Origin of the sequence: Antrihabitans stalagmiti (assembly GCF_016482825.1) — a bacterium.
GTDB lineage: Bacteria > Actinomycetota > Actinomycetes > Mycobacteriales > Mycobacteriaceae > Antrihabitans > Antrihabitans stalagmiti.
Genome location: NZ_JAEMNV010000009.1, coordinates 226893 through 251249 on the forward strand (window position 1 = coordinate 226893; position 24357 = coordinate 251249).

Below are 24357 nucleotides of genomic sequence, written 5' to 3' on the forward strand. Positions count from 1 at the left end.
TCGGCGCCTTGCATGCCCGCAGCTACTTGATCTGATCCGGGTACAGCGCCTGGATGAGCGAAAGCACGATCTCGGTGGTCGCGGTGCTGGAGTTGGTCGACGAATTGCCCAACGCAACGAACGTCGCGTCCTCGTTGGGTAGGCGCAGCACGATCGAGGAATAGCCGAGGATCGCGCCGTTGTGCCCGACGAGGTCGTTGATCGTCATCACACCGAGGCCGTAACCGAGGTTGATCGGCGCACCGTCGATCCTGTTGCTCTGCAACCGTTCCCGCTTCAATTCCGGCGACAGCAGGGTCTCGTCCGTCAGCTCACGTCCCCAGGCTTCGAGATCGTCCAGAGTCGACGTCATCGCACCAGCCGTCCAGCCGACCTGCGGGTTGACGTCGTCGACGATCAACTGCGGCTTGCTTGGGTCGGCAGGATCGGGTGTGTATGCCGTCGGATGTGGGTCCGGAACTGTGACGCCGGTCGGGAAATTGGTGTTGGCAAGGCCTGGCAACTTGGCGACGACCTGTTCGTTGATGACCTCGGCCGCCGTCTTGCCGGTGACCTTCTCGAGAATCAATCCGAGCAAGATGTAGTTGCTGTCGCAGTAGACCGTCTTGGTTCCCGGTTCGAAATCGGCCGGACGCTGCTTCATGATGTCGACGGCCTGCTGCGGGGTCCACGCCAGCGTCGGATTCGCGCCGAATTCCTTCTCGAAGGTCTCGTCGGCAGTGAAGTCGTAGATGCCCGACTGCATGCCGAGCAAGTTGCGGATCGTGATCTTGTCGCCGTTCGGGATACCCGCGACGAACGGCTCCAGTGTGTCGTCCAACGAGAGCTTCTTCTCGTCGACGAGTTGCAAAATCGCTGTGGCGGTGAAGGTCTTGCTGATGCTGGCGATCCGGAAGTTGTCGTCGGGCAGGATCGGCGTCTTCTTTTCCAGGTCACCGACGCCAAGCGACTTGACCCACTTCTGATCGCCGATCGTCATCGACACCAGCACACCGGGCAGCCCGGACGCGGCGAACTGGTCGCTCAGGATCTTGTCGAACTTGTCCTGGAATGCTTGATCGAAAACCACCTTGGGCTTCGCCGACGTCGCAGCCGCCGCCGTACTGGTTGCTGCGGCATCGTCGGACCCGTCGGATCCACATGCCGCAATGGCAAAGGCGACTGCCACCAAGCCGACGAAGGCACGCAGGCGCGCTGGAGCAAAACGATTCGGATGAGACATCAGAGGACCTCGGCATTTCGCATCGGGCGTCGCGGCGCTTAGCAGTGTAATGCTGGTAGCGCGCAATACGTGGGCCGAATCCGAGCAATCGAATCGAGGTTTTGCGATGGTCGGTCAGGTCGCCTCGCGCCCACTCTGGTGGCGGGTCCTCCGCGCGGTCTGGGCGTATGTGCGTAGCGCCCCCGCGACGTTCATGTGGCTCGCGGTCCTGCTCTACACCGCGCACGTCGCTGCCGAACTCTCGCCGCATGTCCTCGACAGAGTGCTCGGCAACCGGTCGACCAATCTGCACCATCTGTCCGAAGACCCTGTGCGCGTGCTGATCTCGAGCGCGTTCTGGCTCGACGGCGGCAGCTGGATCGAATACTTCCTGCTGTACAACATCTTCCACGTCCCCGCCGAACGCTGGCTGGGGACATTGCGCTGGTTCGGTGTCATCGTGATCGCGCATGTGGGAGCGACCTACATCAGCGAAGGGGTGCTCTACTGGGCGATCGAGAACGGGCACGCGCCTGCGGATCGGGTGAACACGCTCGACGTCGGCGTGAGCTACGCGCTCGCGGGAATCGCTGCGGTACTGACGTACCGGATCCCGTCGCCGTGGCGCTATCTATACCTGGCTGGCGTCCTCGTCGTCGTGATCCGACCGCTGATAGGTCACATCACTTTCACCGAGGTCGGGCATTTCAGCGCAGCGCTGTTGGGGCTGGCGTGCTACCCGCTGGTGCGCGCGAAGACTAGGCGAAACGAGCAGCTAGTTCCTGCAGCGTCGACGTAATTCCTGCGCCGTTCTTCTTCGGAAAGCCGAAGAGCTCCAACATAAACGGTGCTTTGTGCGGGGTGTAGTCGAACGTCTCGGTCACCTGGGTGACGCCGGGTTGCGTTTCGGCGAACTCCCAGCGCCAGTAGTGGCCCAACGGGTGCTTCCACTCGATGAGCTTGTTCTCCTCGTAGCCGGTGACGGTCGAGGTGATCTTGTACGGGACGCCGTACTGCTTCATCCCGACGGTGAACCTCGCATCCTTGCTCAGCTTGTGCGGACCGTTGACCGGAGTGTCGCGCACGGTGCCGGAACCGTCGAGCTCGTGGTGGCGGTGCGGGTCGGCGACCAGCGCGAAAACCTCGGCAGCCGGAGCCTGGACAAGCGCTCGCCGGGAAACGGCGCGTTTGCCGGCGTCGATGGTCGTCACTGCAGTTTCGGTCATAGGTCCAAGCTACCCAAGATCGCGCAAAGCGAATCAGTGGCATGAGGGGCGCCCGGAGGCCGCCACGCGGTGTCAGGGCACCCCTCGCGCCACAAGCCACTACGGCGCGGTCGCCGCCAGATAGTCCGCCAGCTTGGGCATCACGAATTCGACCGACGTGTACTCGTGATCGGTAACGATGATCCCTTTCGTCAGCAGTCGAACGAGTGCCAATGCGGGAGTGAGCAGATCGGGCGCGAGCCCGTACTTGTCCTCGGCAAGTCGTAAGTGGTCCGACGTATACGGGCCCGAGCCGAATTCGGTCATCACTCGCAGGAAGTGAATCTCCTTGTCGGACGCCGCCCGCAGTTCTCGTGCCGCGATCGCATCGATGGACCGTTGGGCGGCGCGTATGCCTGCTGCGACGGCGTCGGCGGTAACCGTGTCGTCCTGCAGGAAGTTCCACGTGTGACGACCGAGCAACTGCAGGCACCACGCGTTGCCGTCCGCCCAGGCGACGGCAGCCGAGAGTGCAGTTGGTTCGTAATCGACTCCGAGCCCAGCCGCCGGAGCGGTCAGGACGGTCGCGGCGATCGACGGGTCGAGTGCCGTGACCGCGACAGTGGTCACAATTTCGTCGAGTCGGGCACGTGCGCGTGGTGGCAGCCGCGGAGTAGTCGGCAGACCGCCGAGGACCATGGCAATCGAAATATCAAGCGCCTGAAGTCTTTCCATGGCAGTCAGCACGGCTCGGAATCCCACATCGTCAGCGCGATGGATCTCGTCGATCACCAAAGCCAGACCGGATCCGCGTTGTACCGCCAGTTCGTGGAGCACCGTGAACAGCTTTACGAGATCGCGGGCCAATCGCGACATGACGGCAGCCGCTTTGTCGTCGACCGTCAGGGTTAGTCGAGGTCCGTCTCCGTTGATCGTGATGGTCGACAGCGACGACAGGCCCGCGCGCGCCTGCGCGACCTCGTCGTCGGACGGTTCGAGACTCCTGAAAACCCGCTCGAACCAGGCAATCAGATCCGGAGCGATCTCGCGTCCCGGCGTCACAACGAAGCCGCTGACGGTCAGCCCGCTCCGTTCGGCCCCATCGGCAAATGCCCGCAGCAGCGAGGTCACACCCGCACCGCGATTGCCCTGAAGGACTATTCCGGGGCTGTTCACTCCTGCTCTCACGTCGTTCACAAGACGGTCCAGCAATTCCAGCACGGCGTCACGTCCACGAAGTTGGGGCTCGTCGACGTATGGATTCCGGCGTCCCTCTACTTCGATTGCATTGATACTCAACGTCATCCCTTCGAAAGGTGTGGCCACATGAGCTGTTCGTACGGCGGTGTCGGCGCTACGGCTTCGTCGACGGGGGGTCGTGGATCCGCCACGGCCACAACGTTGGCGACCTGCGCCGCCGTCCAGCGGTCGGACTGCTCGAGGACCGCCCACATGTCGGGAGCGATGACGCCGACCGCCGGATACAGCCGCCGAATCGACATCACTCGCATGGCTGCGCCGACCAGAATGCGCGACGTCGCGAAAACCCATGCTGGAGCGTCGAACTGACCGAGTCTGCGCAGATCTCGCGGCAGGTTGGAAACCGCTGCACGAGAAGCGATCCGCAGGAACGGCCCGCCTGCGATGAGGAGTCGCGGCTTCGTTCCCGGCCGCATCAGCAGATCGACGATCGAAAGCCCTTCGGGCGTAAGGACCAATTCGGGTCGAACCTCAGCGAAGTACTTCACAACCTTTGCGTGGGTGTCCGGTATCAGGTGTGCCGGTATTCCCATCATCACTGCAGCAGCAGCACCTTCCGCGAAGTACCGGTCTGTCTCGTCGGCCGTCAGCGGTGTCGTGCCGAATTCCTGATACGAGATGTAGAAGGAATGCCACCCGGTCAGAAAAATCCACAACAGGTTGTCGAGGTCCAGCGCGCGATAGGGCTGATCCGAGGCGGGCAACACGCCGTTGATCCGTTCATGAATCCGGAACCAGATGTCGGATGCATGGGTGGCGGTCTTCCTGTCGCCGAATACGAGCATCACGATCAGCGTCAGGCTACGCAGCGCTCGTCCGACGGGATCCTGGTACGCGGTGCTGTGTTGGCCGAGTGCGACCGCCGATGGTGGGTCGAGCATCTCGACGATCGAGCAGCGCAAAGCGCCGATCATTGCCGTCGGACTCGACATCACCCGACGCGCAACGCCGTCGGGTGAAAAGAACCCGTCGTCCTCGCGCGGAGTCTCCAGGATCGTCCGAGCCCGTTTGCCCCTCGTTCCCAATAGGCCGAGGAATCTCGGCACCGAAAGATCCTGCTCAGGCAAGGCGACCTCCTACTTTCGTTTAGCGGACTGACTTGTCACTCGCCGCTTGCGACGGTAGCGACGAGGTCGCCGAAGTGCAATACGCGACATTTCTGTCGTTTTGTCGCATACGATCGAAGTCATGCCGACAACCACCGAGCAGCACCCGCCGTATGCCGCGCCGATGATGGCTGCCTTCGTCGACGGCATGCCCGAGAATCCCCCTGCCGAACTCGACCCGTACCTCGACGCCGCCGCGCGATGCTTCGCCCGATACGGACACTCACGCACAAGCGTGCAAGACGTCGCGAACGAAATGGGCTACAACCGCGCCACCGTCTACAAGAAGGTCGGCACCGTCGACGCGATAACGCAACTGCTGTTCGCCCGAGAGGTCCATCGCTACCTCGACACGATGGGTGACCGCGATTGGGGCATACCTGGACCGGACACGATTGTCGAGATCCTCGCCGTGTCAGTCGGCTACATCCGCGAACACCCCGTGGTCGCCAAGGTGCTGGCGGACGAAATGGCTTCGACTGCAGGCGTTCTCGCCAAGAACATAGGTTCGCTGCGCGACTATTTCCTGGCTGGGATGACAACTCCGATCACACTCGGAATGCAACTCGGGTTACTCGCACAACGCGATCCGACCGCCGTCATCGAATGGATCTTCAGGATGTTGATCTCGTTGATCGTCCTGCCACCGGTTGGAGATCTTCGTGAGACGCTGCGGGAGTTCTTCATTCCGGTGCTGACGCCTGTTTCCGACGCCTGACCGGTCGGCGGCAAACGCTGGCCGTTGCTAGATTCGGGACATGGCCGACATCATCGAGGACGAGCAGGTCCGCGTCGCGAAACTACTGGACGCACAGTCCAAGGCCATCGAACTGTTCGATGCGATCGGCGAACGGGGGCTGATCCGAGCAGGCGTTCGAGAAAAGCAAGTGAGCGACGAGATCCGCGACCTTGCGGCCGAAATGTTCGGCGTCGCAAGGTTTTGGCACAAACGGATCGTCCGCAGCGGCATCAACACACTGCAGCCCTACCGGCAGAATCCGCCCGATCGCGAGATCGCTGCCGACGACATCGCGTTCTGCGATTTCGGGCCACTGTTCGAAGGTTGGGAAGCCGACTTCGGGCGCACGTACGTCCTCGGCGACGACCCTGTCAAGCATCGCCTCCGCGACGACCTCCCTGCGATCTTCGATGCAGGGCGTGCCTTCTTCGAAACTCACCCCGACGTGACCGGTGAAGAGTTGTACGCCCACACCACCGCACTAGCGACCGCGGCAGGCTGGGAGTTCGGCGGATCTCACTCCGGGCATCTCGTTGGGGAGTTTCCACACGAGAAGATCGCAGGCGAAGAGATCGGCTCTTACATCGCGCCGGGCAGCGATCAACCGATGCGACGGCTCGACCGATCCGGCCGACAGTGTCACTGGATTCTCGAGATCCACCTCGTCGACCGCGACAGGGGAATCGGTGGGTTCTACGAGGAACTTCTCGACCTCAGGCCGGCGTTTCCACGCTGATCATGGCTGATCAGGGTTTCGGCTACTTCTCCCCGGCCCGAACCCTTTGTTCGGACGAAGGCGAGGCAACCAGCCGCGAGGGTCACGCAACAACCGCCGAAGCTCGAACGGCGTAAAAGCCAACGCCGCAATCAACAACACCAAGTACCACCACAACAACCACCGACCGCTATCAACAAACACAACCCCCACTACAGCCACCGCCAGCCAAACGAACCCGAACAGCAACATCGCCACCCGCAAACGCGAATCGATGCCCACCCGACGCAGAAGCTCCCGAATCCCCATAGCCAAAGCATGGGACCACCCGCACCCCCCGCACGACACAATCAATGAACCGCGACAGTCCGCTGAACGGTGGATCCGGGACTGTCCGATCAACGCGACGCCTCGACCGAGCGGGCCACTGGATCCTTGAGATTCACCTGATTTGGAAGTAAATAGATGACGGCACTCCGAATACATCTCGCTGTTGCGGCATGCCTCGTCGGAGGCGGCCCGCTGGCACTTTGCGCAGCAAGGGTCCACGGTGACATGGCCGACCGCTGGTGTTGATGAGATTTTGCACAGTCCGAGCGCGAGTGATCGTTCGATCGAACCTTAGGGTCGCCGACGTATCACGCGCAAACACAACGTGGCCTCGCTTTTTTCGGATAATCCTGCTAAATATTACGACGGAGGGGAATCTGGGGGTCTCCCGCAACGACGCAGTCGAGTGAAGAGGAGACCCCTGTGCGGTTCAGCGAGCATTTCGGAGTTCAACGCCCAGACGACGCCGATTGGTTCGACCTTAACGTGCAGATGGACACGCCGTTATACATCGATCCGTTCCTACTGTTTGAGGATGCCGATTCCCTCTGGACTGACGCTCATAACGAGGTGATCGAGTTCTTCGGAGCAACGCTCGACATGCTCAAGCTCGCGAATGGCCACGAAGATTCGATGCACTGGCTCAAAGCTCAGCACTTCTTAGAGTTTCCGGAGCCCAAGGAATTCGCCCTCGGCTTCTCGATGGGCCACCCCGAGGGCGCGGGAATTGGACCGGATTTCGCCCGCGAAATTTGCCTCGGCTTGGACTTCTTCAGAAAACAACACCGAGAACCCGACGATCGCATACTCGGTATCATGGCAGTGCTTGTCGACGGCCTCGGGGTTGATCGAATTAGTGATCTTGTTTGCAACGTCCTCAAGAGTCGTTTCATAAAATACACCAAAGCGATTTGTGGTGAGTTGAGTGTGCCGGTAAGTGACCTCTCAATTCGCAACGGCGGGTGGGTGGCGAATAATCTTCGATGGCAGACAACCAGGGAACAACTTCCCTCTAGCCCCGTTTTTAATGGCTCGATACTGCTCACGCCGGAGCGCTTTCTCAAGGATGTTCCGCTCGTCTCTGCGGAGGGCTTTTGGAATTGGGCTGCCGCACACGAAGGCGAGAGGCTCCGCTTTGACCTCAACTATGATCTGGCTGAATCTCTTTCACAACGTGAGAAAGCTATTCGAGGCCGGGAGCTGGCGCGCCTGGCTTTCGACATGCTGGATTCCTATGTTGACGCTGAGGCAGCAAACGACTCGTCTTATGACGTTACGAACGATCCAAAAGGCTTGGTACGGTGGGAAGAAGCTGGCCGCAAGATCGCCGAAGCGTCGACAGCACCAGTTCCCCCCGAGTCTCAGGGCCACTTCGAAAAGTGGCTGATTGCGCTGGCGACAACATTTAAGACTGCGATCGAAGACAACGGTTTGTGGTTGGCGCTCTGGAACGACGACAACACCAAGCACCGGAAGGAGAAGATCGCACAAGTTGTAGCCCGCACGACCTGGCTCGAGCATTGCAAGGCGCACAATGTCGATATCACACGCGAGGCCGACTGTGGACGCGGACCCGTAGACTTCAAGTTCACTCAGGGCTGGAATATGCGTGGCCTTATCGAAGTAAAGCACATCTCGAACACCAAATTCTTCCACGGTGCGACCGTACAACTACCAATCTATCTGAAGGGTGAGGAAGCACGATTCGGCGTTTATCTGTGCATCGGGTACTCGGATTCAGATTTCAAACAGGAACGACTGGATTTGGTGCGGGACGCCTGTTGCGCGATTGCCAAGAGTGGGCAAATTCGTATGCACCCGGTATTCGTAGATGCCCGGCCGAAGGCATCGGCCTCAACAGCATGAAGCAATCGCCAACTCTGACCTGGCTTGCAATCTCAGCTTCCTCGTATAGATGACCCCGTGCTCACGAGTGCACTCGTTCGTTATGCTCCCGGTGCGAGGGCATATCAAGGGTGTTGGATCCATAATGTAGTGACGCCGTAGGCGTCCTCTTCGTTTCCGCTCGTTGCTCGATGCGAGCCAATAGGCGGAACCCGGTGGTGGGCGCTCCGTTCATCCAAAGGATCTGAAGCGTCAGTCAGTTGTTACATCGCGCGAATACAGCGCGGCAAGCGCCGCAGCGACGACATCTTCTGGCTTGTCAAGCAGCCCGTAATTAGCAAGAGCGCTCGCGGCGTCCGGCAAATGGTCTCTCACATCGTCGATCCCCAGATCTGAAGCGACTCGCTCAGCCGCCGCAACGTCGTCTGCAATCGCATTACCATCGATCAGATCGTTAAGTTGTAAAATCGCGACGGCCGCGAGCAAGTGCGCAATTTCAGAACGATTCTCCGAATTGAGTTGTCCAACTGCGTTCATCGCAATCATGCGCCAATTACGTGCAAGGGTTCTGTCTAGCGCGGCTACAGATGTTAAAACTATAAGCAGGTCTCCCATGGGCGACGACGTCCAAATCCACCAAGCAGTTCGTCCGACCGTTGCTCTGGCGAGGTCCAACGTGAATCCAGTTTGTTCGCCGAGTTCCAATAGCTGTTCAACGATTACGGGCACATCGACAATTCCCTGGACAAGCGCTCTACGAACTGTCTCGCTTCTGCCTCGATCAAGTTTATCAAAAGCTTCGACATCGTCGATACTTACTTCCTCGATGGCTCGGATTGCGAAATATTCAAGGAGGCTGAGTGTGGAAAAAGCCCGCACTCCGACCTCGCGCGCGAGTTTGCGGATTGCCACTTCATCGCTCCACAGTGCAACATCATGCGATTTCGCTAGTTCGATCGGTGCTAACCATGCGCCATCGTCCTCAAAGCTAAATTTTTGAAAGGTAGGCATTGACTCCACAACAATTGAAGTTGTCCGAGCCACCGCTTCCTCGAGTTTGGCAAGCCTCCGATGGGATGCGATCTGATGGTCGACGTCCGCGTCGGCGTAAACCAAGCGGTTTTCGGTCGTACTCCAGTACATTTGCCCGCTACTATTTGCCAGCCCGTTAATCTCTGTGCGGGCATTGTGGACATCGTTTCGCGATACCCTAGGCATCAGTAGTCGTTGGAATTGGCCACGTAGCAAGCCGAAATCTGCCAGCAGACTTGACACGAGCAAAGCAGAGGAATCAACAACAACGTCATGTTGTAGGCTGACGGTCGCTGTCTCAAGATCTGCATCGGCGTCCTCGCTTTCCAACGCGCCTGCAACATACACACCGAGGATGCGGGCAACCAGACCAAATGCGTAGCTTCGGCTCGTCGCGGTCATCAACAAGCCCAGGGGAACCTGCGCGCGCAAGGCCTTCTTCGTTAGCTCTAGCAGCGGTTGGTCGTCTTGGCGAACTTCCGCCACAATCGCATCGATAAAGTCTTGGGTCGATGATGCCTGCAAAATTCGCATCGGACTACCAGAAGTGTTTAAGGCAACGTTACTTTCGATCTCTTCGAACACTCGTCGCCGCAAATCCCCAGGAATTAGGCTCCGAGAGTCGACTGGGCCCGCTTCGTCTCCTTCGCCGCGAGTACGACGGACGATAGAGATTAAGAGCGCTGCGCTAAGCTCCGCGTCGGTTTTGAACTCTTGGGCAAGATCAAGCATACGGCTGGCGAGCTTCACATCCATCGTTTGAGTTTCGAGAGCTGCGGCCCACAGTCGCACCTTGGCCGAATCAGTCAGGTCTGGTTCGTGTCGAAGCACCGTCTCCGACGCCCGGTCGTAGGCACCCTGCTTGATCTGCGCTTCTATTAATAGCCAGACAACAACGGGATTGAATGCCTCACCGGCAGCAGTGGCAATTGCGGACAAACAATGCCGTTCGATTTTTTCCCACTCATTCTTTGTCGCGGCAAGTCGCGCAAGCAGCCAATGCCCCTGCGGACGCAGCGGGCCCGCAAGAAATGGATCGGCGAGCAAATCTCCAGCAGCAGCAAGCGCTTCGTCGAACCGTCCGGAACGACTCAGAATCTGTGCGCGAAGCAGCGCGAACTCTGCGTCTCCAAACCGATCCGCAGCGGCCTCTGCTGCTGACAGCGCCTCTTCGACGCGATTCTCCTTTTGGAACTTCTCCACTAGGAATCGTGCAGCGATGACGTCAACATCGGAGAGTCGCCGCAGGACAGGAAGAGCGGAACCGAAATCATGGTAAGCCACAGCCATCGCATGTACGAGATCACGGTGAGCCGATGAGATGATATGACGATCGACGAGTGTCGATAGCTCGTCGGAACGATCTACTCCGATGTGCGCCAGACGAATCGCGGCGACAACGAGCTGTTGCGGCCGTTCCTCCGTCAGTTCATCAAAAACGCGCTCCCAAACAGCCAACTTCTCCTCGGCGTTCATCGTGCCAGTTTCAGCCCGCTCCGCCTCGATGAATAATCGATCGGGCCCTGGGGCTAGCTTGTCAAGAAGCTCATCAGCAAGATTATCCTCTCCGACGGCGTCAGCAGCAGATATAGCGGCAATGACCACTTCTGGCCGATAGATCTCGTTGTACAAGGCAGAGCCGCGAGGCGGCGGTAGTGATCTGTCTAAGATCGCTACGTGGTCGTTTTGCGCCGTTAGCAGTTGCAGTAGCGTCTGCAACGCCGAATCAGTTGGCCCGGACCATCTGTGTATCTGATCGAGTGCTGCTGACGCGAAGTCAACCGCGCGTGACTCATCGTCGGCACGCCGCAGGTTTGTTTGCGCGCGCCGACCTAAGTCCAACGCAAGTGCGGTCATAACATTGGAGTTATCTGGTTCCAACGAAAGTATTCGTTCCCATAAACGGATCGCACTATCGTAATCTCCGGCGTCGGAATGCTGCCCAGCAAGAAATGACAGCGCTACTTTATCATCTTCAACTTCCTTTAGCTGACTAGCCAACTCGCTGGATATTGCCACATACATTCCGGGGGGTTTCAAGCCGACTTAATAGCACCAATCCTATTTGCGAAAGCATTGGCTCTCCGGATGATTCCGCCAAACTGAATTCAACTCGTGCACCCGGGGGGTCAGTGTGGAGAAGGTGATATCCAGAGGCAAAATGCATCCGCCCAGCATTCTCTTCAGTGAGCTCTGCGGAGCGTCGATAAGCTTCGGAAGCCTCGGCGTTCAAATTGTGGCTCGAGGCATAGTTCGCGATCGCCGTCCACGCCTCCACCCCCATATCTAAGAGCCACTGGGGTTGGGTGTTAATAGGTGTCTGGACGGTGAGTGCCGGAACCGACCGCCCGACGGCAAGATGCGCAGCCAACAACGCGCTACAATGCGCCGCTATCTCGGCTCTTCTTTGAACGATTCTGCCCACATTCGGAGCCAGCACCCTGATATTCTGATCGAACCGCTCGATTGCGTCGCGTCCGATGACACTGGCAAATTGCGACCACACATCAGGAGCGTTGTCGATAGTGTTCGACGCGGGAACGTGGACTGTACGCGCTCCACGGTCTGTCACTTTTATGGATTCGCTACTAAGTAGCTGCCAATAAATCCTCTGGTTTTCCACATCGACTAGGACGATAAACACTGGCAGGGAATGCCCCAACCAGTAGGCTATATGTCGATCGTTAGGTCGGAATATCCATCCGTCGACAGTCGGTTCCGAGAAGTAGGACTCGCCAGTTTTTATTTGAAGAGCCAGAAGCCTCCCAGTAGCTTCGCCGTTTTCCCGCGTCTCAACGTGGGCATCAACCCCATAGTCCGAGGTCTTCTGCTCACGGAAGATCCAGTGCAGTGTGTGCCGGACCAATAATTGACAAAGCGCGACGCCCGCCTGCTCGATGTCGTCGTTATCCGGCAATGCCAACACCCTTCCCCGGACGCCTGCACACATGACCTCGACTACTACGAGACACTACGTGTTTGACCGTAGTTCTCGCGCCGGCAAGTCGCGGGGAACTTCCAGATTTGCGACTGGCGACTACCTTCAGATTGCCAACGGAGCGCGGTCGAATGCCGTCCAGGAGGAGTAGATCAGCGGGCGGAGCCGAGTCCAACTGGGCTTCGGCGCGGCGCTGGCGGGTCCATCACTCTTTTCACCTGGTTCAAATCTAGGGAACCACAGGAGGTTTGCTTCGGGAGCTAGCGAACGATAGTCCGCAGAACCCTGACGAGAACGATCGCGATGCCAGATCAGGCTGCCGCGATGTTGCGGCGCCTGAAAGCAATGTCGGCGACAAGAACGGCGGCTCAACCCTCGTGCTGGCGAGGAGTCCCTGCAAGCTCGTGTTCCTGTCATCTGTGGGAAACAAGAGGCCGACCAACGTCATCGCAAATGACAACGCACTCGTGAAGCACCGGCTTTCGAATGGCGTCAGATGCGCAACGTTTGCAAGCTGTGGAAACGATTCTCGACGATGCCAAAATAAGATGCCCGCCAACCCACGTGTGGCCGCTATGCATGCCCGACCAACCCAAAGCCCGACGGATTTTGTCCCGGCCGAGTTCGTTCCGAAGCGCCGCGCGCCTAAGAGTCAGGTAGGCGGTCACGATCGTGATCGATCCGCTGACCCCGATGGAGCACAAGACCCCTGACCTGCCGCGTTTCCGCGCTGGTCAGGGGTTTTGGCTACTGCTCCCCCATCTGGACTCGAACCAGAAACCTGCCGATTAACAGTCGGCTGCTCTGCCAATTGAGCTATAGGGGATTACTTCGTGCGGCCCGTCCGGTACCGGCTGGGCCGAGGAGTGACTCTAGCGTATCGCCTCGGGTCGGCCCAAATTCGCTGGCCAGCCCGCTCCCCAGGTGACCGTGCGTCGGCCGGATCGACACGTCCTGCTCGCGTCAGGCAGGATGGAAGAGGCTTTCAACGGGAGGATCCCAGGAATGATCGGACTGGTCGTCGGTGTCGCGGCGGGGTATGTGCTCGGAACGAAGGCGGGTCGTGGCCGCTACGAGCAGATCAGCAAGGCAGCACGGGCTGTCGCGGCGAGTCCCGCAACCAAGAAGGTAGTCGCCGTCGGTCGGCAGAAGTTGTCCGATTCACTCAACACACAGCCGAAGCTGGAGCCGCTCGTGCCCCTCGACGAGGAGACGACGATTTTTGTGACGCACGAGCAGTTGAGGCGCGCGGCAAACGACCGCTGACGCTCAGCCTGCCGCGAAATCTTCGTCCGAGTTACCCATCGCCTGTTCGAGCAGACTGCGCCGATACTGTTCGAGCGCAACAAGATCGCCGAACAGCGCGTGGTATTCCTCCGGGTCGTCTGCCGGTGAGATGCGTTGCAACTTCGACTTCAATTCCGCGACCTGCCGCCCGACCCACACCTCTTGCAGGCGTGCCAGCACACCCGTGATGTAGCGCGGCACGGTGTCCTCTTCGGCGGGTAGCGGTTCTACCGCGAGTTCCATCACCAGCGACCGCATCGTGAGGTCCTGCGTCTCGTCGGCGACCGCGCTCACCCAGTCGCCGCCGCCGAGGCCCGAGCTAGCCCCTCCGGCGTCGGCGATGGCCTTTCGCACTGCGACATAGCCTGCATGCGTGAACGATTCGGACGGCAGCGAATCGAACACCGTTCCCGCGATCGCCGGGTACTGCAGTGCTGCCTTCAGCACGTTGCGTTGCGGACGCAGCATCGGATCCGAGGGCGACGGCCGCGGTGCGCCGACAGTCGCATCGGGTGCTGTCGCTTGTGCGGCAGGGCGTCGGCGCGGCTGCGTGGACTCCCTCGGCTGCGTCTTCATCGCTTCTTCGCGGACCCGTTTGATGACGGCGGGGATGTCGTCGTAGCCGACCCAGCCGGCGAGTTGCCGCGCGTAGTCGTCGCGCAGCGCTTTGTCCTTGATCTGCGCAACCATCGGCACCGTGCGGCGCAGCGCGTCGACGCGACCTTCACCGGTGTCGAGGTCGTGATCGGACAGGGCTGCCTTGATGGCGAACTTGAACATCGGCGTCCGACGTGCGACCAGATCGCGAACCGCCGCATCCCCCGACCGCTGCCGTAGTTCACACGGATCCTGACCGTCGGGCGCAACGGCGACATAGGTCTTGCCCGCCATCTGCTGATCGCCCTCGAACGCTTTGAGCGCCGCTGCCTGCCCAGCCGCGTCGCCGTCGAAGGTGTAGATGATCTCGCCGCGAAAGTAGCTGTCGTCCATCAGCAATCTGCGCAGCAGGGCCAGGTGCTCGTCACCGAACGCAGTACCGCACGCTGCGACGGCAGTTTTGACCCCGGCAACGTGCATCGCCATCACGTCCGTGTAGCCCTCGACGACGACCGCCTGATGTCCTTTGGCGATGTCGCGTTTGGCCAGATCCAGTCCGAACAACACCTGAGACTTCTTGTACAGCACCGTTTCCGGGGTGTTGATGTACTTGCCGGGCATCGTGTCGTCGTCGAAGAGTTTGCGGGCGCCGAAGCCGATGATGTCGCCGCTCAAGTTGCGAATCGGCCACAGCAGCCTGCGGTGGAATCGATCGATCGGTCCGCGCTTGCCCTGCCGCGACAGCCCTGCCGCTTCGAGCTCTTTGAACTCGAAGCCCTTGTTCTGCAGGTGTTTCGTGAGCGTGTCCCAACCGTCGGGCGCGTAGCCACAACCGAATTGCGCCGCGACAGCCGCGTCGAAGTTGCGCTCCGTCAAGTACTTTCGAGCAGCTTCGGCGTCGGGCTGCGCCAGCCTGGCCGCGTAGAACTCCTGGGCGGCGAGATTTGCCGCGACCAACCGCGACCGGGTCCCCCGATCGCGCTGGACCGACGTGCCGCCACCCTCGTAGGAGATGGTGTAGCCGATCTTGTCGGCGAGTTGCTCGACGGCCTCGATGAAGCTGATGTGTTCGATCTTCTGCAGGAACGAGTAGACGTCGCCGCCCTCGCCGCAGCCGAAGCAGTGATAGTGACCGTGGTTCGGCCGAACATGGAACGACGGCGACTTCTCGTCGTGGAAGGGACACAACCCCTTCATCGAGTCCCCACCAGCGCGCTTCAGCGATACGTATTCGCCGACGACGTCCTCGATATGGTTGCGCTCACGAATCGTCGCAATGTCGCGATCTGGGATTCGTCCGGCCATTGGAGCAGTCTAGTGCCTGTGCTCGACGGGGAATTATCCTCGTCGAGAGGTCGGGTCCGCCGAGTAGGCCGGTGGTTGACTGAAGCTGGTCGTCGACGCTGCCGCGGGACCGGCTGCAATTCGTTCGAGCCGGCTTTCGGTATAGGACGCGATCTGGTCGACGATCACGCGAATCCTCCCGCGGTCGTCGGCAGCGTTCTCCCACGACGGCAGCAGGATCGGGTCGAGACCGTCCGGGGCCGAGCGGAGCAACCCGTGCGCGACCTGATGAATCTGCTCGCGCTGCAACGCTTGTCGCACCTGGTGACCCGGATCGGACATGACGTACCGCAGGGCGACCGTCTTCAGGACGGCAACCTCAGCAGCGACGACGGGTGGCACGACGAGGTCGGCCGCATAGCGGGTCAACGGTCGGTCGCCGGCGACGCGACGCGTGCTGCTGACCGCCGCGGAGGCGAACCGCCCGACCAACTCACTCGTCAACCGTTTCAGCGCAACGGAACTGGTGATCCCACCGTCGTAGTCGAAAACGTCCGTCACAACCGACATAACCGAGAGTCGTTGGGCCGCTTGGACAAAATCGTCGGCGACGAGTGAGGTGTGTTGCAGCACACCGAGATCGGCCAACGCTCGCTGCTCGCTCGGATCCGCAAGGGCGCGCAGGTCGATTCGTCCGGCGATCACACCGTCCTCGACATCGTGCACCGAGTAGGCGACATCGTCGGCCCAATCCATGACCTGCGATTCGAGGCATTGTCGCCGCTCCGCCGCACCGTCGCGCACCCACGCGAGACGCTCCAGGTCGACGTCGTAGGCACCGAACTTCGCGCCCGACCCGGGTCTCCCCCACGGATACTTCGTCGTCGCATCCAGAGCAGCACGGGTGAGGTTGAGACCGACGCTGTCGCCATCTGCGGCAAGCACTTTCGGTTCGAGCCGAGTGAGGATCCGCAAGTTTTGCGCGTTGCCCTCGAAGCCGCCGTAGGCATCTGCGAACTCGTCGAGTGCGTGCTCACCGTTGTGACCGTACGGCGGATGGCCGATGTCGTGTGCTAGACCTGCGAGATCGGCCAGATCGGGATCGCAGCCGAGCCCGTCGGCGATTCCCCGACCGATTTGGGCGACCTCGAGCGAATGGGTCAAACGTGTGCGCGGGGTGTCCCCCTCGCGCGGGCCCATCACCTGTGTCTTGTCGGCAAGCCGACGCAACGCCGCGGAGTGCAGAACACGAGCGCGGTCGCGCGAAAAATCGCTGCGGTGCGCAGAATTGCTGTCCGGTACACCTGCCGACTTGGGAGCTTCCGCGACCAGCCGCTCCCGATCGTGCGCGGAGTACTTCTGAGTCACTGTCCGGCCGTGTACTTGAAGTCGGCGGAGAAGTGCGTCAACTGGTACCAGAGCAACGCGCCGGTCTCCCGCAGGATGCCGTGCGCCTGCGACTCGCGCGTGAACACCGCCGGACCCTGTCGAGTCGGTGCGGTCGTCGCATCGAGACCGTCGTCACGTGCCATCGTCCGCGTCCGCAACGAGTGCCAGGGATCGCTGACGAGCACAACCGACGACATCCCGCGCTCCTGCATCGTGTCGGCAACGGCCTCGATGCTGCGGAGTGTGTCCGACCCTTCCTCGACGGCGACGATGTTGTTCTCGGGTACGCCGCGCTCGGCCAGGTACGCCTTGCCCGACGCGGCCTCGGTGAACAGGTCGCCTTCCTGCTTGCCGCCGACTGTGATGACCGTTGGCGCAACACCACGTTCGTACAGCTTGAAGGCCTGCTCGAGCCGTGCTTCGAACACCGACGACGGCGTGCCCGAGTACTGGGCCGCACCGAGAACGACGATGGCGTCGGCATGCGTCTCGTCGCTGATTCGCGCTACCTGCCAGACCCGGACGGCGGTGCCGAGAACGACGACCATGCCGATCAACACGGTTCCGACGATGATCCGGCGAATCCAACGACCGATCGCACGACCGACGCCGGGCCGCTCGGGCTCGTCGTCGTATGGCGGGTCGTAACGCACTGATGCCGGATTCACACCTCAAGTTTGCCAGTCGACGCCCATCGCCTGCTGTAGCGCGTCCACAGCGCGTGTCCTGGACTCACAACCAACCGAGTCGCTCGGCCTCTCTGGTTGCTTCGGCTCGATTCGATGTTCCGGTTTTTCCGATCGCCGACGAGAGGTGATTGCGGACCGTTCCCTCCGACAGATGCAGCGTGCGCGCGATCACTGCGGCACTCGCGCCGCCCGCTGCAGCCGCGAGCACCTCGCGTTCGCGTGCCGTCAGCGGCGAAGTTCCCGATGTCAGCGTCTCCGTAGCCAACGCGGGGTCGATCACGCGCAAACCCATGTGCACCCGCCTCACGGCATCGGCGAGCTGACGGGCGGGAGTGTCCTTGACCACGAACCCGCTCGCGCCCGCGTCGATGGCCCTGCGCAGGTAACCCGGCCTGCCGAAGGTGGTCACCATCAGAATCTTGATGTCCGGATGACTCCGATGCAGCTCGGCTGCGACCGAAATACCGTCCAGGCCGGGCATTTCCACGTCCAGCAGGGCGACATCGGGCTGCGCTGCGGCCACCGCGTCGAGAACTTCGTCCCCTCTACCTACTTCGGCGACGACGTTCAGATCGGACTCGAGGTCGAGCAGAGCCGCCAATGCTCCCCGCACCAAGGCTTGATCGTCGGCGAGCAAGATCCGGATCGGCTCGGTCATTCGGTCCCCATTTCGATAGTCGGCGGGAACGAAACGGCGAGATGAAACCCGCGACCACCGCGGTCCGACCCCAGCCGCAACGAACCACCGGCCGCAGCCACACGCTCTCGCAACCCGACCAACCCCGTTCCCTCGGTGCTGTTGCCGACCCCGCCGTTGCCGACCCCACGTCCGTCGTCGCTGACGTCGATCGAATCGGACGCGACCGTGATCTCGCATCGTCGAGCGTCACTGTGTCTGACGACGTTCGTCACAGCCTCACGGACGATCCAGCCGAACAGTTCGGCACGCGATCTGTCCATCGGCGGAAGGATGCTCGGCAGCTCGGGCACGATGCCTGCAGCCGAAAGGGCAGTCCTGGCGTTTGCCAGCTCGCCGTCGAGCGAGACTTCGCGCAAGCCTCCGACGGTGTCGCGAACACCGGCGAGCGCCTCGCGTGCGAGCTTCTCGATGTCGGCAAGTTCTGCCTTTGCGCGGACCACGTCGACGTCGATAAGTCGTTGCGCAAGCTCGGTTTTGATGGTGATCACCGTCAGCGAGTGCCCGAGAATGTCGTGCACGTCCCTGCCTACCCGTAGCCGCTCCTCCGCGACAGCCAGCACCGCGAGTTGTTCTCGCGCAGCGGCGAGGCCCCGATTTCGAACGATGATCTGGCTGACGCCCCACGCCGCGAACCCGGAGACACCGACTTGAAATGCCAATCCCTCCTGGTGTTCCCAGCCAGAGATCGACAACGGCAACAGCAACACAACACCGGCCATCGCAGCCACACAGGGCAGAGCTTGCCGAGTAGGAAGCGTGAAGGCCGCAAGCGCCGAGATGTAGACAGAGAAGGCAAGGGCGTCGCCGCCGAGCGGCACTGTCGCAGCCGCCATCAGGCCGACCAATGTCCCCAACGCGATCCACACCTCACGCTGCGGCGCCTGCGGCCACAACGTGATCGAGTCGGGTGAGGTTCGGAGGCGATAGAACGACGCCATGTACACGATGGCGAACGCGGCGATTAGAACGAGACCGAAGACCTTCGCGACGACGTCGTCGAGTGCGATGGCCGTGCCGATCGGATAGACGAGATACAGCAACCACACCCCGGAGAACAGCCAGATCATTCCCGGTCGCGGGGGCGGTGCGACCGGGAGCGATCTCGAATCTTCGGCTGTCATCAGACTCGCGCGGTGTCTCGACGGAAGAGGACCATCGCACCGACGGTGAAGAACACGGCCCAGACCAGCAGGTTCACAACGCCGGCGGCGATGGTCGTCCCGGCCTCGTCGCCGAAGGGCATACGAGCCAGCGTCGCGAGTCCGTAGGTCGGGAAGAACCTCGACACGTCTTCGAACCATCCCGTGAGTGGCATGAACAGGCCACCTGCGAACGAGAGGATCGCCAGGCCGGGACCGAGAATCTGCATGACGTTCTCCGACGGCAGCAGATATCCCATGAACAGGCCGAAGGCGGCGAAGACCAACGAGCCGATCCAGGCGAGTACGAAGCAGGCGATCCAGGCAGTCGTCGTCAGGTGCGCGCCGAGGATCCCGCCGACGATGAACACCGCAGCGACCGAGATCAGCCCGAGCACCATGGCAACCACGATCTTGGTCGCGATGTAAGCGGCCGGCCGCAACGGGGTGAGACGCAGTTGTCGACTCCAGCCGAGCGCACGCTCGATCGACACCATCGCTCCGCCGCTGGTCGTTGCCAGCATCGCTCCGTAGACCGCCATCGACACCATTATGAAGCCGGTGACGTTCCCCGAGCCGTAGGACTCCGTCTTGTAGTCCGACTGCAGACCGAAAATGACGAAGAACAGCGGCGGCATGATCAACGTGAAAAGGAAGGTTCGGCGATTGCGAAGCATGCGCCGCAGTTCCAATCCGAGGAACGCCGTGCTGAATCCGCCGAGTGCCGGCAGTTCACGTGGGCCAGAAGCCGTTGCGGTGGTTGGCAATTGCAGTGACGAGGTCATGTCAGGCTCCTACGGTGGTCAGGGTGTCGCCGGTCAGGGTGATGAATGCGTCTTCGAGGTTGTGCGAGACGATTTCGATGTCGGTGGCAGTGGTGCTGTTGAGCAGATACCGCGCGACAGCATCGGAGTTGTTGGAACGCACCAACACTCGGTCGCCGCGTACTTCGACGTCGTCGACGCCATCGATGCCGAGCAGACGCATCTGGTCGACACCGGGCAACGTCGCACTGACGACGCGACCCGACGCGAGGTTCTTGATTTCCGCAGCGCTGCCGTCGGCGACGATGCGACCCTTGCTCACCAGCACGATCCGGTCGGCGTAGGCGTCGGCCTCTTCGAGGTAGTGCGTTGCGAACAGCACGGTCCGGCCTCGACTCGAGTCCTCCCGCATGGCATTCCAGAATTCGCGTCGACCTTCGACGTCCATGCCTGTGGTCGGTTCGTCGAGGACGATCAGGTCGGGGTTCGGCAGCAGTGCCAACGCGAAACGAAGCCGTTGCTGCTGGCCACCCGAGCATTTACCGACCATCCGGCTCGCGATGTCGGCGATACCTGCTCTGGCAAGCACCTCGGAGACGGGACGCGGGCTCACGAACAGCGCCGAGACAAGGCGGACCGTCTCCTCGACCGTCAGGTCCTTGAGCAGTCCGCCGCTCTGCATCACCGCGGAGACCATGCCCGACGCAACCGCCGTGGCGGGGTCGCGCCCGAAGATGGATACCTCACCCTCGTCGGGACGCGTGAGCCCGAGCAGCATGTCGATGGTTGTGGTCTTGCCTGCGCCGTTCGGTCCGAGGAACGCGACGATCTCGCCGGGTTCGATGGTCAGGTCGAGTCCGTTGACCGCTCGCACTCCCGATCCGCCACCGACAGCGAAGGTCTTGTGCAGGTTGCGAAGGTCGACGGCTGGTCGAATTTTGCCTGTTCTGGTCATAGGACAACTGTCGCGCCGTTTTCGTTCGTGTCCCTCTGCCGAGCGTCACGATCTGTCCGTGACAACTGTCATGGGTCGCGCGTCGGGTGCGCCTGCCCCCGAACCGCGGACCGGATAGATTCGTCACATGCCCATCGCATCGTCGCCGGCGTCGCGTCGCGTCGCACCGACTCATCGATCCGTAGGTTTTCTCTTCGTTGCCGCGTTGATCGCCTTCCTGTGCCTGCCCGCAACCGCATCGGCGGAAAGGCCGTTCCGACTTCCCGAACAGATCAACGACCGCGTTTCGGCGCTGGACCCGACAGCAAAGGGCGAACTCCAGTCCGCGATCGACGACCTGTACGACACCCATCGGGTCCGGCTGTGGGTGGTCTACGTCGCCAGTTTCGAGCCGCAGGATCCCGAGGCATGGGCCGCCGCGACCGAACGTGCGAGCCAACTGTCCGATCGGGACGTGCTGTTGTCCGTCGCGACCGTCGATCAGTCCTACTACCTCTCCTCCCCCGGCCTACCGACCGACATCAGCGATTCCGAGCTCGAAGACATTCGGGTCAACGCGATCGAACCCGCACTGCGCGAGCAGGATTGGGCCGGTGCGGCGATTGCGGCTGCCGGTGGACTTTCCGATGCGATGGGGGCGACGGGCGGTGGCGACGTCGTGAAGGTGCTTGCGGTCGGCGGTGGCGTCATCGCGGTCGGCGCCGGTGGTGTGGTGCTCTATTCACGTCGCAAGAAGGCACAGCGCCTCGAGGCCGGCACGGCCGCCGCGCGCCAGATCGACCCTAGCGATACGAAAGCGCTTGCAGCCCTTCCCGTCAACGCACTCGATGTGCGGGCAAAAGAAGTACTCGTCGAAATGGACAATGCGGTTCGCACCAGCACCGAAGAGCTGCAACTAGCCAAGGACGAGTTCGGCGACGAAGCGGCGCGACCGTTCACCGAAGCGTTCGACAACGCCAACAACGCTCTCGCACAGGCATTTGCGATCCGACAACGTCTCGACGACGACATCCCCGAAACTCCGGAGCAGCGTCGCGACATGCTCGTCGATCTGATCAGCAACTGCGGCAAGGCAGATCGCGAACTCGACGCGAAGGTCACCGAGTTCGACCAGATGCGCGACCTGCTGATCAATGCGAGCAGTCGGCTCGACGGCTTGACCCGCGACATCGTGGAACTCACGGCGCGCGTACCGAACTCGGACGCAACGCTCACCAGCCTCGTCGCCGAGTTCCCGGCACCGGCCCTGGCTCCGGTCAAGGACAACGTGACGATGACGAAGGACCGACTCGCCTTCGCAGACACGAACGTCACCGCAGCGCGCGAAGCAATCGCGCTTCCTGCAGGAAAACAGGGTCCGGCGGTCGCGGCGATTCGCGCCGCGGAAGCCGCAGTGGCACAGGCACGTACGCTCCTCGACGCCGTCGATCACGCTGCAGAGAACATTCGGCACGCGATCGCCACGATCGGCGCCGCCCTCGACGATGCCCGCAAGGACGTCGCGGCGGCCAACGAACTCCTCGGACACGGCGGTCCCGAACTGGCGAAAACCAAGAACGCAGTCGAAGCTGCCATCGGGCGAGCCGAAGGCATCAAGGACTCCAACCCGCTCGGCGCCTTCAACGAAATCGCTACAGCCGACGTCGAACTCGACAAAGCGCTCACGGTTGCACTCGACCGCAAGCAGAATGCCGAGCGGCTGCAGCAGCAGATCGAGCAGGCCATGACGGCCGCCAGTTCGCAGGTCACAGCGGCGTCCGACTTCATCTCGACCCGTCGCGGCGCCGTCGACGCCGAGGCGCGGACCCGACTGTCGGAAGCGCAGCGTCACCTCGACGAAGCACAGCGACTTCGCGCGTCGGATCCGTCGAACGCACTTGTCTACGCGCAGTCCGCAGCAGAACTCGGGTCGAGGGCGCTGCGCGCGGCGCAGTCCGACGTCTCGTCGTGGGAGAACCAGCAGTCCTCCCGCGGTGGCAGCAACGCAGGCGCGGTGCTCGGTGGCATCCTGATCGAAAGCATGTTGCGCGGCGGCTTCAGCTCCGGCAGCCGCGGCGGTCGGTACAGCGGTGGCGGCGGCAGGGGTCCGGGATCGTTCGGCGGCGCGGGAAGTTCGCGTCGGATCGGTGGCGGCGGGCGGTTCTGACGCTCGACCCTGACACTCCGCTTGACCCTGACACCGTGTGAGACCGTAAACCGGAGACCACCATGTTGAGTATCGGAGATTTCGCGAGACACGGGCAAGTGTCGGTCCGCATGCTGCGTCACTACGACGCCATCGGACTATTGCAACCTGCGCGGGTCGACGGATCGAGTGGCTACCGGTTCTACGAGGCGAGTCAGCTGGCGCGGCTCAACCGCGTCATCGCCTTGAAGGACCTGGGCTTCACCTTGCAACAGGTGCAGGAGATCCTCGACGAGCAGGTCAGCGGTGCGGAGCTGCGCGGCATGCTGCGGCTGCGGCAATCAGAGCTGCAAGCACAGATCGCCAGTGATGCGGCACGGCTCATCCAGGTCGACGTGCGACTCCGAATCATCGAGAGCGAGGGGTCCATGCCTACCAACGACGTCGTCATCAAGCAGATTCCGGCCGTGCGAGTTGCAGAATTGACAGGCCACGCAGCCGGATTCGAACCCGAATCGATCTCGCCCGTGATTCAGCCGCTGTTCATGGATCTGTCCGCCCGGTTGGAGCGGGCGGGGATCGGATTCGCGGGTCCGGCGATCGCGTACTACGAAGAAACCGGCGACGGGTCGGTCGTCGTCCATGCGGCGGTCCCCGTCGACCTGGCCGAAAAGGAAGGGCACGACTTCGTCGTCGTCGACCTGCCCGCCGTCGAGAAGGCTGCGACGCTCGTGCACCGCGGCAGCATGGATTCGGTCCTTCCCGACTGGCAGGCGCTGGGTCGTTGGATCGACGGCCACGGTCACAGCTCGACCGGACCCGCACGCGAAGTCACCCTCGAATACACCGAAGATCCCGCAGGCTGGGTGACGGAACTTCAAGTTCCGGTCTAGGGCGCTGCGCGCCTCGTGAGTCTTTTCGGAGGGCGGGCCCGCTGTGCTGTCTAGATACATGTGGCACAGATGTGTCTAGATACATGCGAGACACATTTTAGGCTGCGTCGTGCAGTTTGCCTTGGTATCGCTTGGTGAGGTCGAGCGTCAGATGACCGAGCGCG

Annotated in this window: 20 protein-coding genes and 1 tRNA gene; 7 read left to right on the forward strand and 14 right to left on the reverse strand. The window is 61.5% G+C overall.

Features of this window, described 5'->3' with window-relative positions; translation table 11 throughout:
* Window positions 1-22: 22 nt before the first annotated feature.
* The gene (locus JGU71_RS24590) at window positions 23-1222 is read right to left on the reverse strand and encodes a serine hydrolase domain-containing protein (protein ID WP_199707314.1); all 1200 of its coding nucleotides are present in this window, start codon (window positions 1220-1222) and stop codon (window positions 23-25) included.
* Between the two features lie 106 nt (window positions 1223-1328).
* Between JGU71_RS24590 and JGU71_RS24595 the strand changes: the two genes are divergently transcribed.
* The gene (locus JGU71_RS24595; RefSeq protein WP_199707316.1) at window positions 1329-2000 is read left to right on the forward strand and encodes a rhomboid-like protein; all 672 of its coding nucleotides are present in this window, start codon (window positions 1329-1331) and stop codon (window positions 1998-2000) included.
* On the opposite strand, the gene JGU71_RS24600 is transcribed toward JGU71_RS24595, so the two are convergent.
* The 3 genes from JGU71_RS24600 to JGU71_RS24610 form a co-directional block, all read right to left on the reverse strand.
* The gene (locus tag JGU71_RS24600; RefSeq protein ID WP_199707318.1) at window positions 1960-2427 is read right to left on the reverse strand and encodes an SRPBCC family protein; all 468 of its coding nucleotides are present in this window, start codon (window positions 2425-2427) and stop codon (window positions 1960-1962) included. The genes JGU71_RS24595 and JGU71_RS24600 overlap by 41 nt on opposite strands.
* A gap of 99 nt (window positions 2428-2526) precedes the next feature.
* Window positions 2527-3705, reverse strand: coding sequence for an ATP-binding protein (locus tag JGU71_RS24605; RefSeq protein ID WP_199707320.1), 1179 nt, complete (start codon window positions 3703-3705; stop codon window positions 2527-2529).
* 2 nt (window positions 3706-3707) lie between these two features.
* Entirely contained in the window at window positions 3708-4733 is a 1026-nt protein-coding gene (locus JGU71_RS24610) for an oxygenase MpaB family protein (RefSeq protein WP_199707322.1), read from the reverse strand.
* A 121-nt stretch (window positions 4734-4854) separates the two neighbouring features.
* Between JGU71_RS24610 and JGU71_RS24615 the strand changes: the two genes are divergently transcribed.
* The 3 genes from JGU71_RS24615 to JGU71_RS24625 all read left to right on the forward strand — a co-directional run bounded on the left by JGU71_RS24615 (window position 4855) and on the right by JGU71_RS24625 (window position 8422).
* A complete protein-coding gene (locus JGU71_RS24615) occupies window positions 4855-5490 on the forward strand; it encodes a TetR/AcrR family transcriptional regulator (RefSeq protein ID WP_199707324.1) in 636 nt (211 codons plus the stop codon).
* A 40-nt stretch (window positions 5491-5530) separates the two neighbouring features.
* Window positions 5531-6247 carry a M24 family metallopeptidase gene (locus JGU71_RS24620; protein WP_199707326.1) on the forward strand — a complete coding sequence of 239 codons (717 nt, stop codon included), beginning with the start codon at window positions 5531-5533 and terminating at the stop codon, window positions 6245-6247.
* Between the two features lie 732 nt (window positions 6248-6979).
* Window positions 6980-8422 (forward strand): DUF8370 family protein, encoded by a 1443-nt coding sequence (locus JGU71_RS24625; RefSeq protein ID WP_199707328.1) that lies wholly within the window; start codon window positions 6980-6982, stop codon window positions 8420-8422.
* Between the two features lie 231 nt (window positions 8423-8653).
* On the opposite strand, the gene JGU71_RS24630 is transcribed toward JGU71_RS24625, so the two are convergent.
* The 3 genes from JGU71_RS24630 to JGU71_RS24640 form a co-directional block, all read right to left on the reverse strand.
* Window positions 8654-11452, reverse strand: coding sequence for a PIN domain-containing protein (locus tag JGU71_RS24630; RefSeq protein ID WP_199707330.1), 2799 nt, complete (start codon window positions 11450-11452; stop codon window positions 8654-8656).
* A complete protein-coding gene (locus tag JGU71_RS24635; RefSeq protein WP_199707332.1) occupies window positions 11427-12350 on the reverse strand; it encodes a DUF4365 domain-containing protein in 924 nt (307 codons plus the stop codon). Before JGU71_RS24635 ends, JGU71_RS24630 begins: the two co-directional genes overlap by 26 nt.
* A gap of 774 nt (window positions 12351-13124) precedes the next feature.
* Window positions 13125-13197, reverse strand: a tRNA-Asn gene (locus tag JGU71_RS24640).
* 179 nt (window positions 13198-13376) lie between these two features.
* Between JGU71_RS24640 and JGU71_RS24645 the strand changes: the two genes are divergently transcribed.
* Window positions 13377-13637 carry a hypothetical protein gene (locus JGU71_RS24645; RefSeq protein WP_199707334.1) on the forward strand — a complete coding sequence of 87 codons (261 nt, stop codon included), beginning with the start codon at window positions 13377-13379 and terminating at the stop codon, window positions 13635-13637.
* A gap of 3 nt (window positions 13638-13640) precedes the next feature.
* On the opposite strand, the gene dnaG is transcribed toward JGU71_RS24645, so the two are convergent.
* The 7 genes from dnaG to JGU71_RS24680 all read right to left on the reverse strand — a co-directional run bounded on the left by dnaG (window position 13641) and on the right by JGU71_RS24680 (window position 21175).
* Window positions 13641-15560 carry a DNA primase gene (gene dnaG / locus JGU71_RS24650; RefSeq protein ID WP_199707336.1) on the reverse strand — a complete coding sequence of 640 codons (1920 nt, stop codon included), beginning with the start codon at window positions 15558-15560 and terminating at the stop codon, window positions 13641-13643.
* Window positions 15561-15593: 33 nt separating this feature from the next.
* Window positions 15594-16907, reverse strand: coding sequence for a deoxyguanosinetriphosphate triphosphohydrolase (locus JGU71_RS24655; RefSeq protein ID WP_199707338.1), 1314 nt, complete (start codon window positions 16905-16907; stop codon window positions 15594-15596).
* Window positions 16904-17596: a YdcF family protein gene (locus tag JGU71_RS24660; protein ID WP_443624201.1), complete on the reverse strand. Its 693-nt coding sequence runs from the start codon at window positions 17594-17596 to the stop codon at window positions 16904-16906. The genes JGU71_RS24655 and JGU71_RS24660 overlap by 4 nt, the downstream gene beginning before the upstream one ends.
* Window positions 17597-17660: 64 nt before the next feature.
* Complete coding sequence (locus tag JGU71_RS24665) at window positions 17661-18275, reverse strand: response regulator transcription factor (RefSeq protein WP_199707340.1); 615 nt, start codon at window positions 18273-18275, stop codon at window positions 17661-17663.
* Window positions 18272-19438: a sensor histidine kinase gene (locus JGU71_RS24670; RefSeq protein WP_199707342.1), complete on the reverse strand. Its 1167-nt coding sequence runs from the start codon at window positions 19436-19438 to the stop codon at window positions 18272-18274. Before JGU71_RS24670 ends, JGU71_RS24665 begins: the two co-directional genes overlap by 4 nt.
* A complete protein-coding gene (locus JGU71_RS24675) occupies window positions 19438-20241 on the reverse strand; it encodes an ABC transporter permease (RefSeq protein ID WP_199707344.1) in 804 nt (267 codons plus the stop codon). The genes JGU71_RS24670 and JGU71_RS24675 overlap by 1 nt, the downstream gene beginning before the upstream one ends.
* Before the next feature lies 1 nt (window position 20242).
* Window positions 20243-21175, reverse strand: coding sequence for an ABC transporter ATP-binding protein (locus JGU71_RS24680; protein WP_199707346.1), 933 nt, complete (start codon window positions 21173-21175; stop codon window positions 20243-20245).
* 127 nt (window positions 21176-21302) lie between these two features.
* Between JGU71_RS24680 and JGU71_RS24685 the strand changes: the two genes are divergently transcribed.
* Complete coding sequence (locus JGU71_RS24685) at window positions 21303-23321, forward strand: TPM domain-containing protein (protein ID WP_199707348.1); 2019 nt, start codon at window positions 21303-21305, stop codon at window positions 23319-23321.
* Window positions 23322-23383: 62 nt separating this feature from the next.
* Window positions 23384-24193, forward strand: coding sequence for a MerR family transcriptional regulator (locus JGU71_RS24690; protein WP_199707350.1), 810 nt, complete (start codon window positions 23384-23386; stop codon window positions 24191-24193).
* The last annotated feature ends 164 nt before the right edge of the window (window positions 24194-24357 follow it).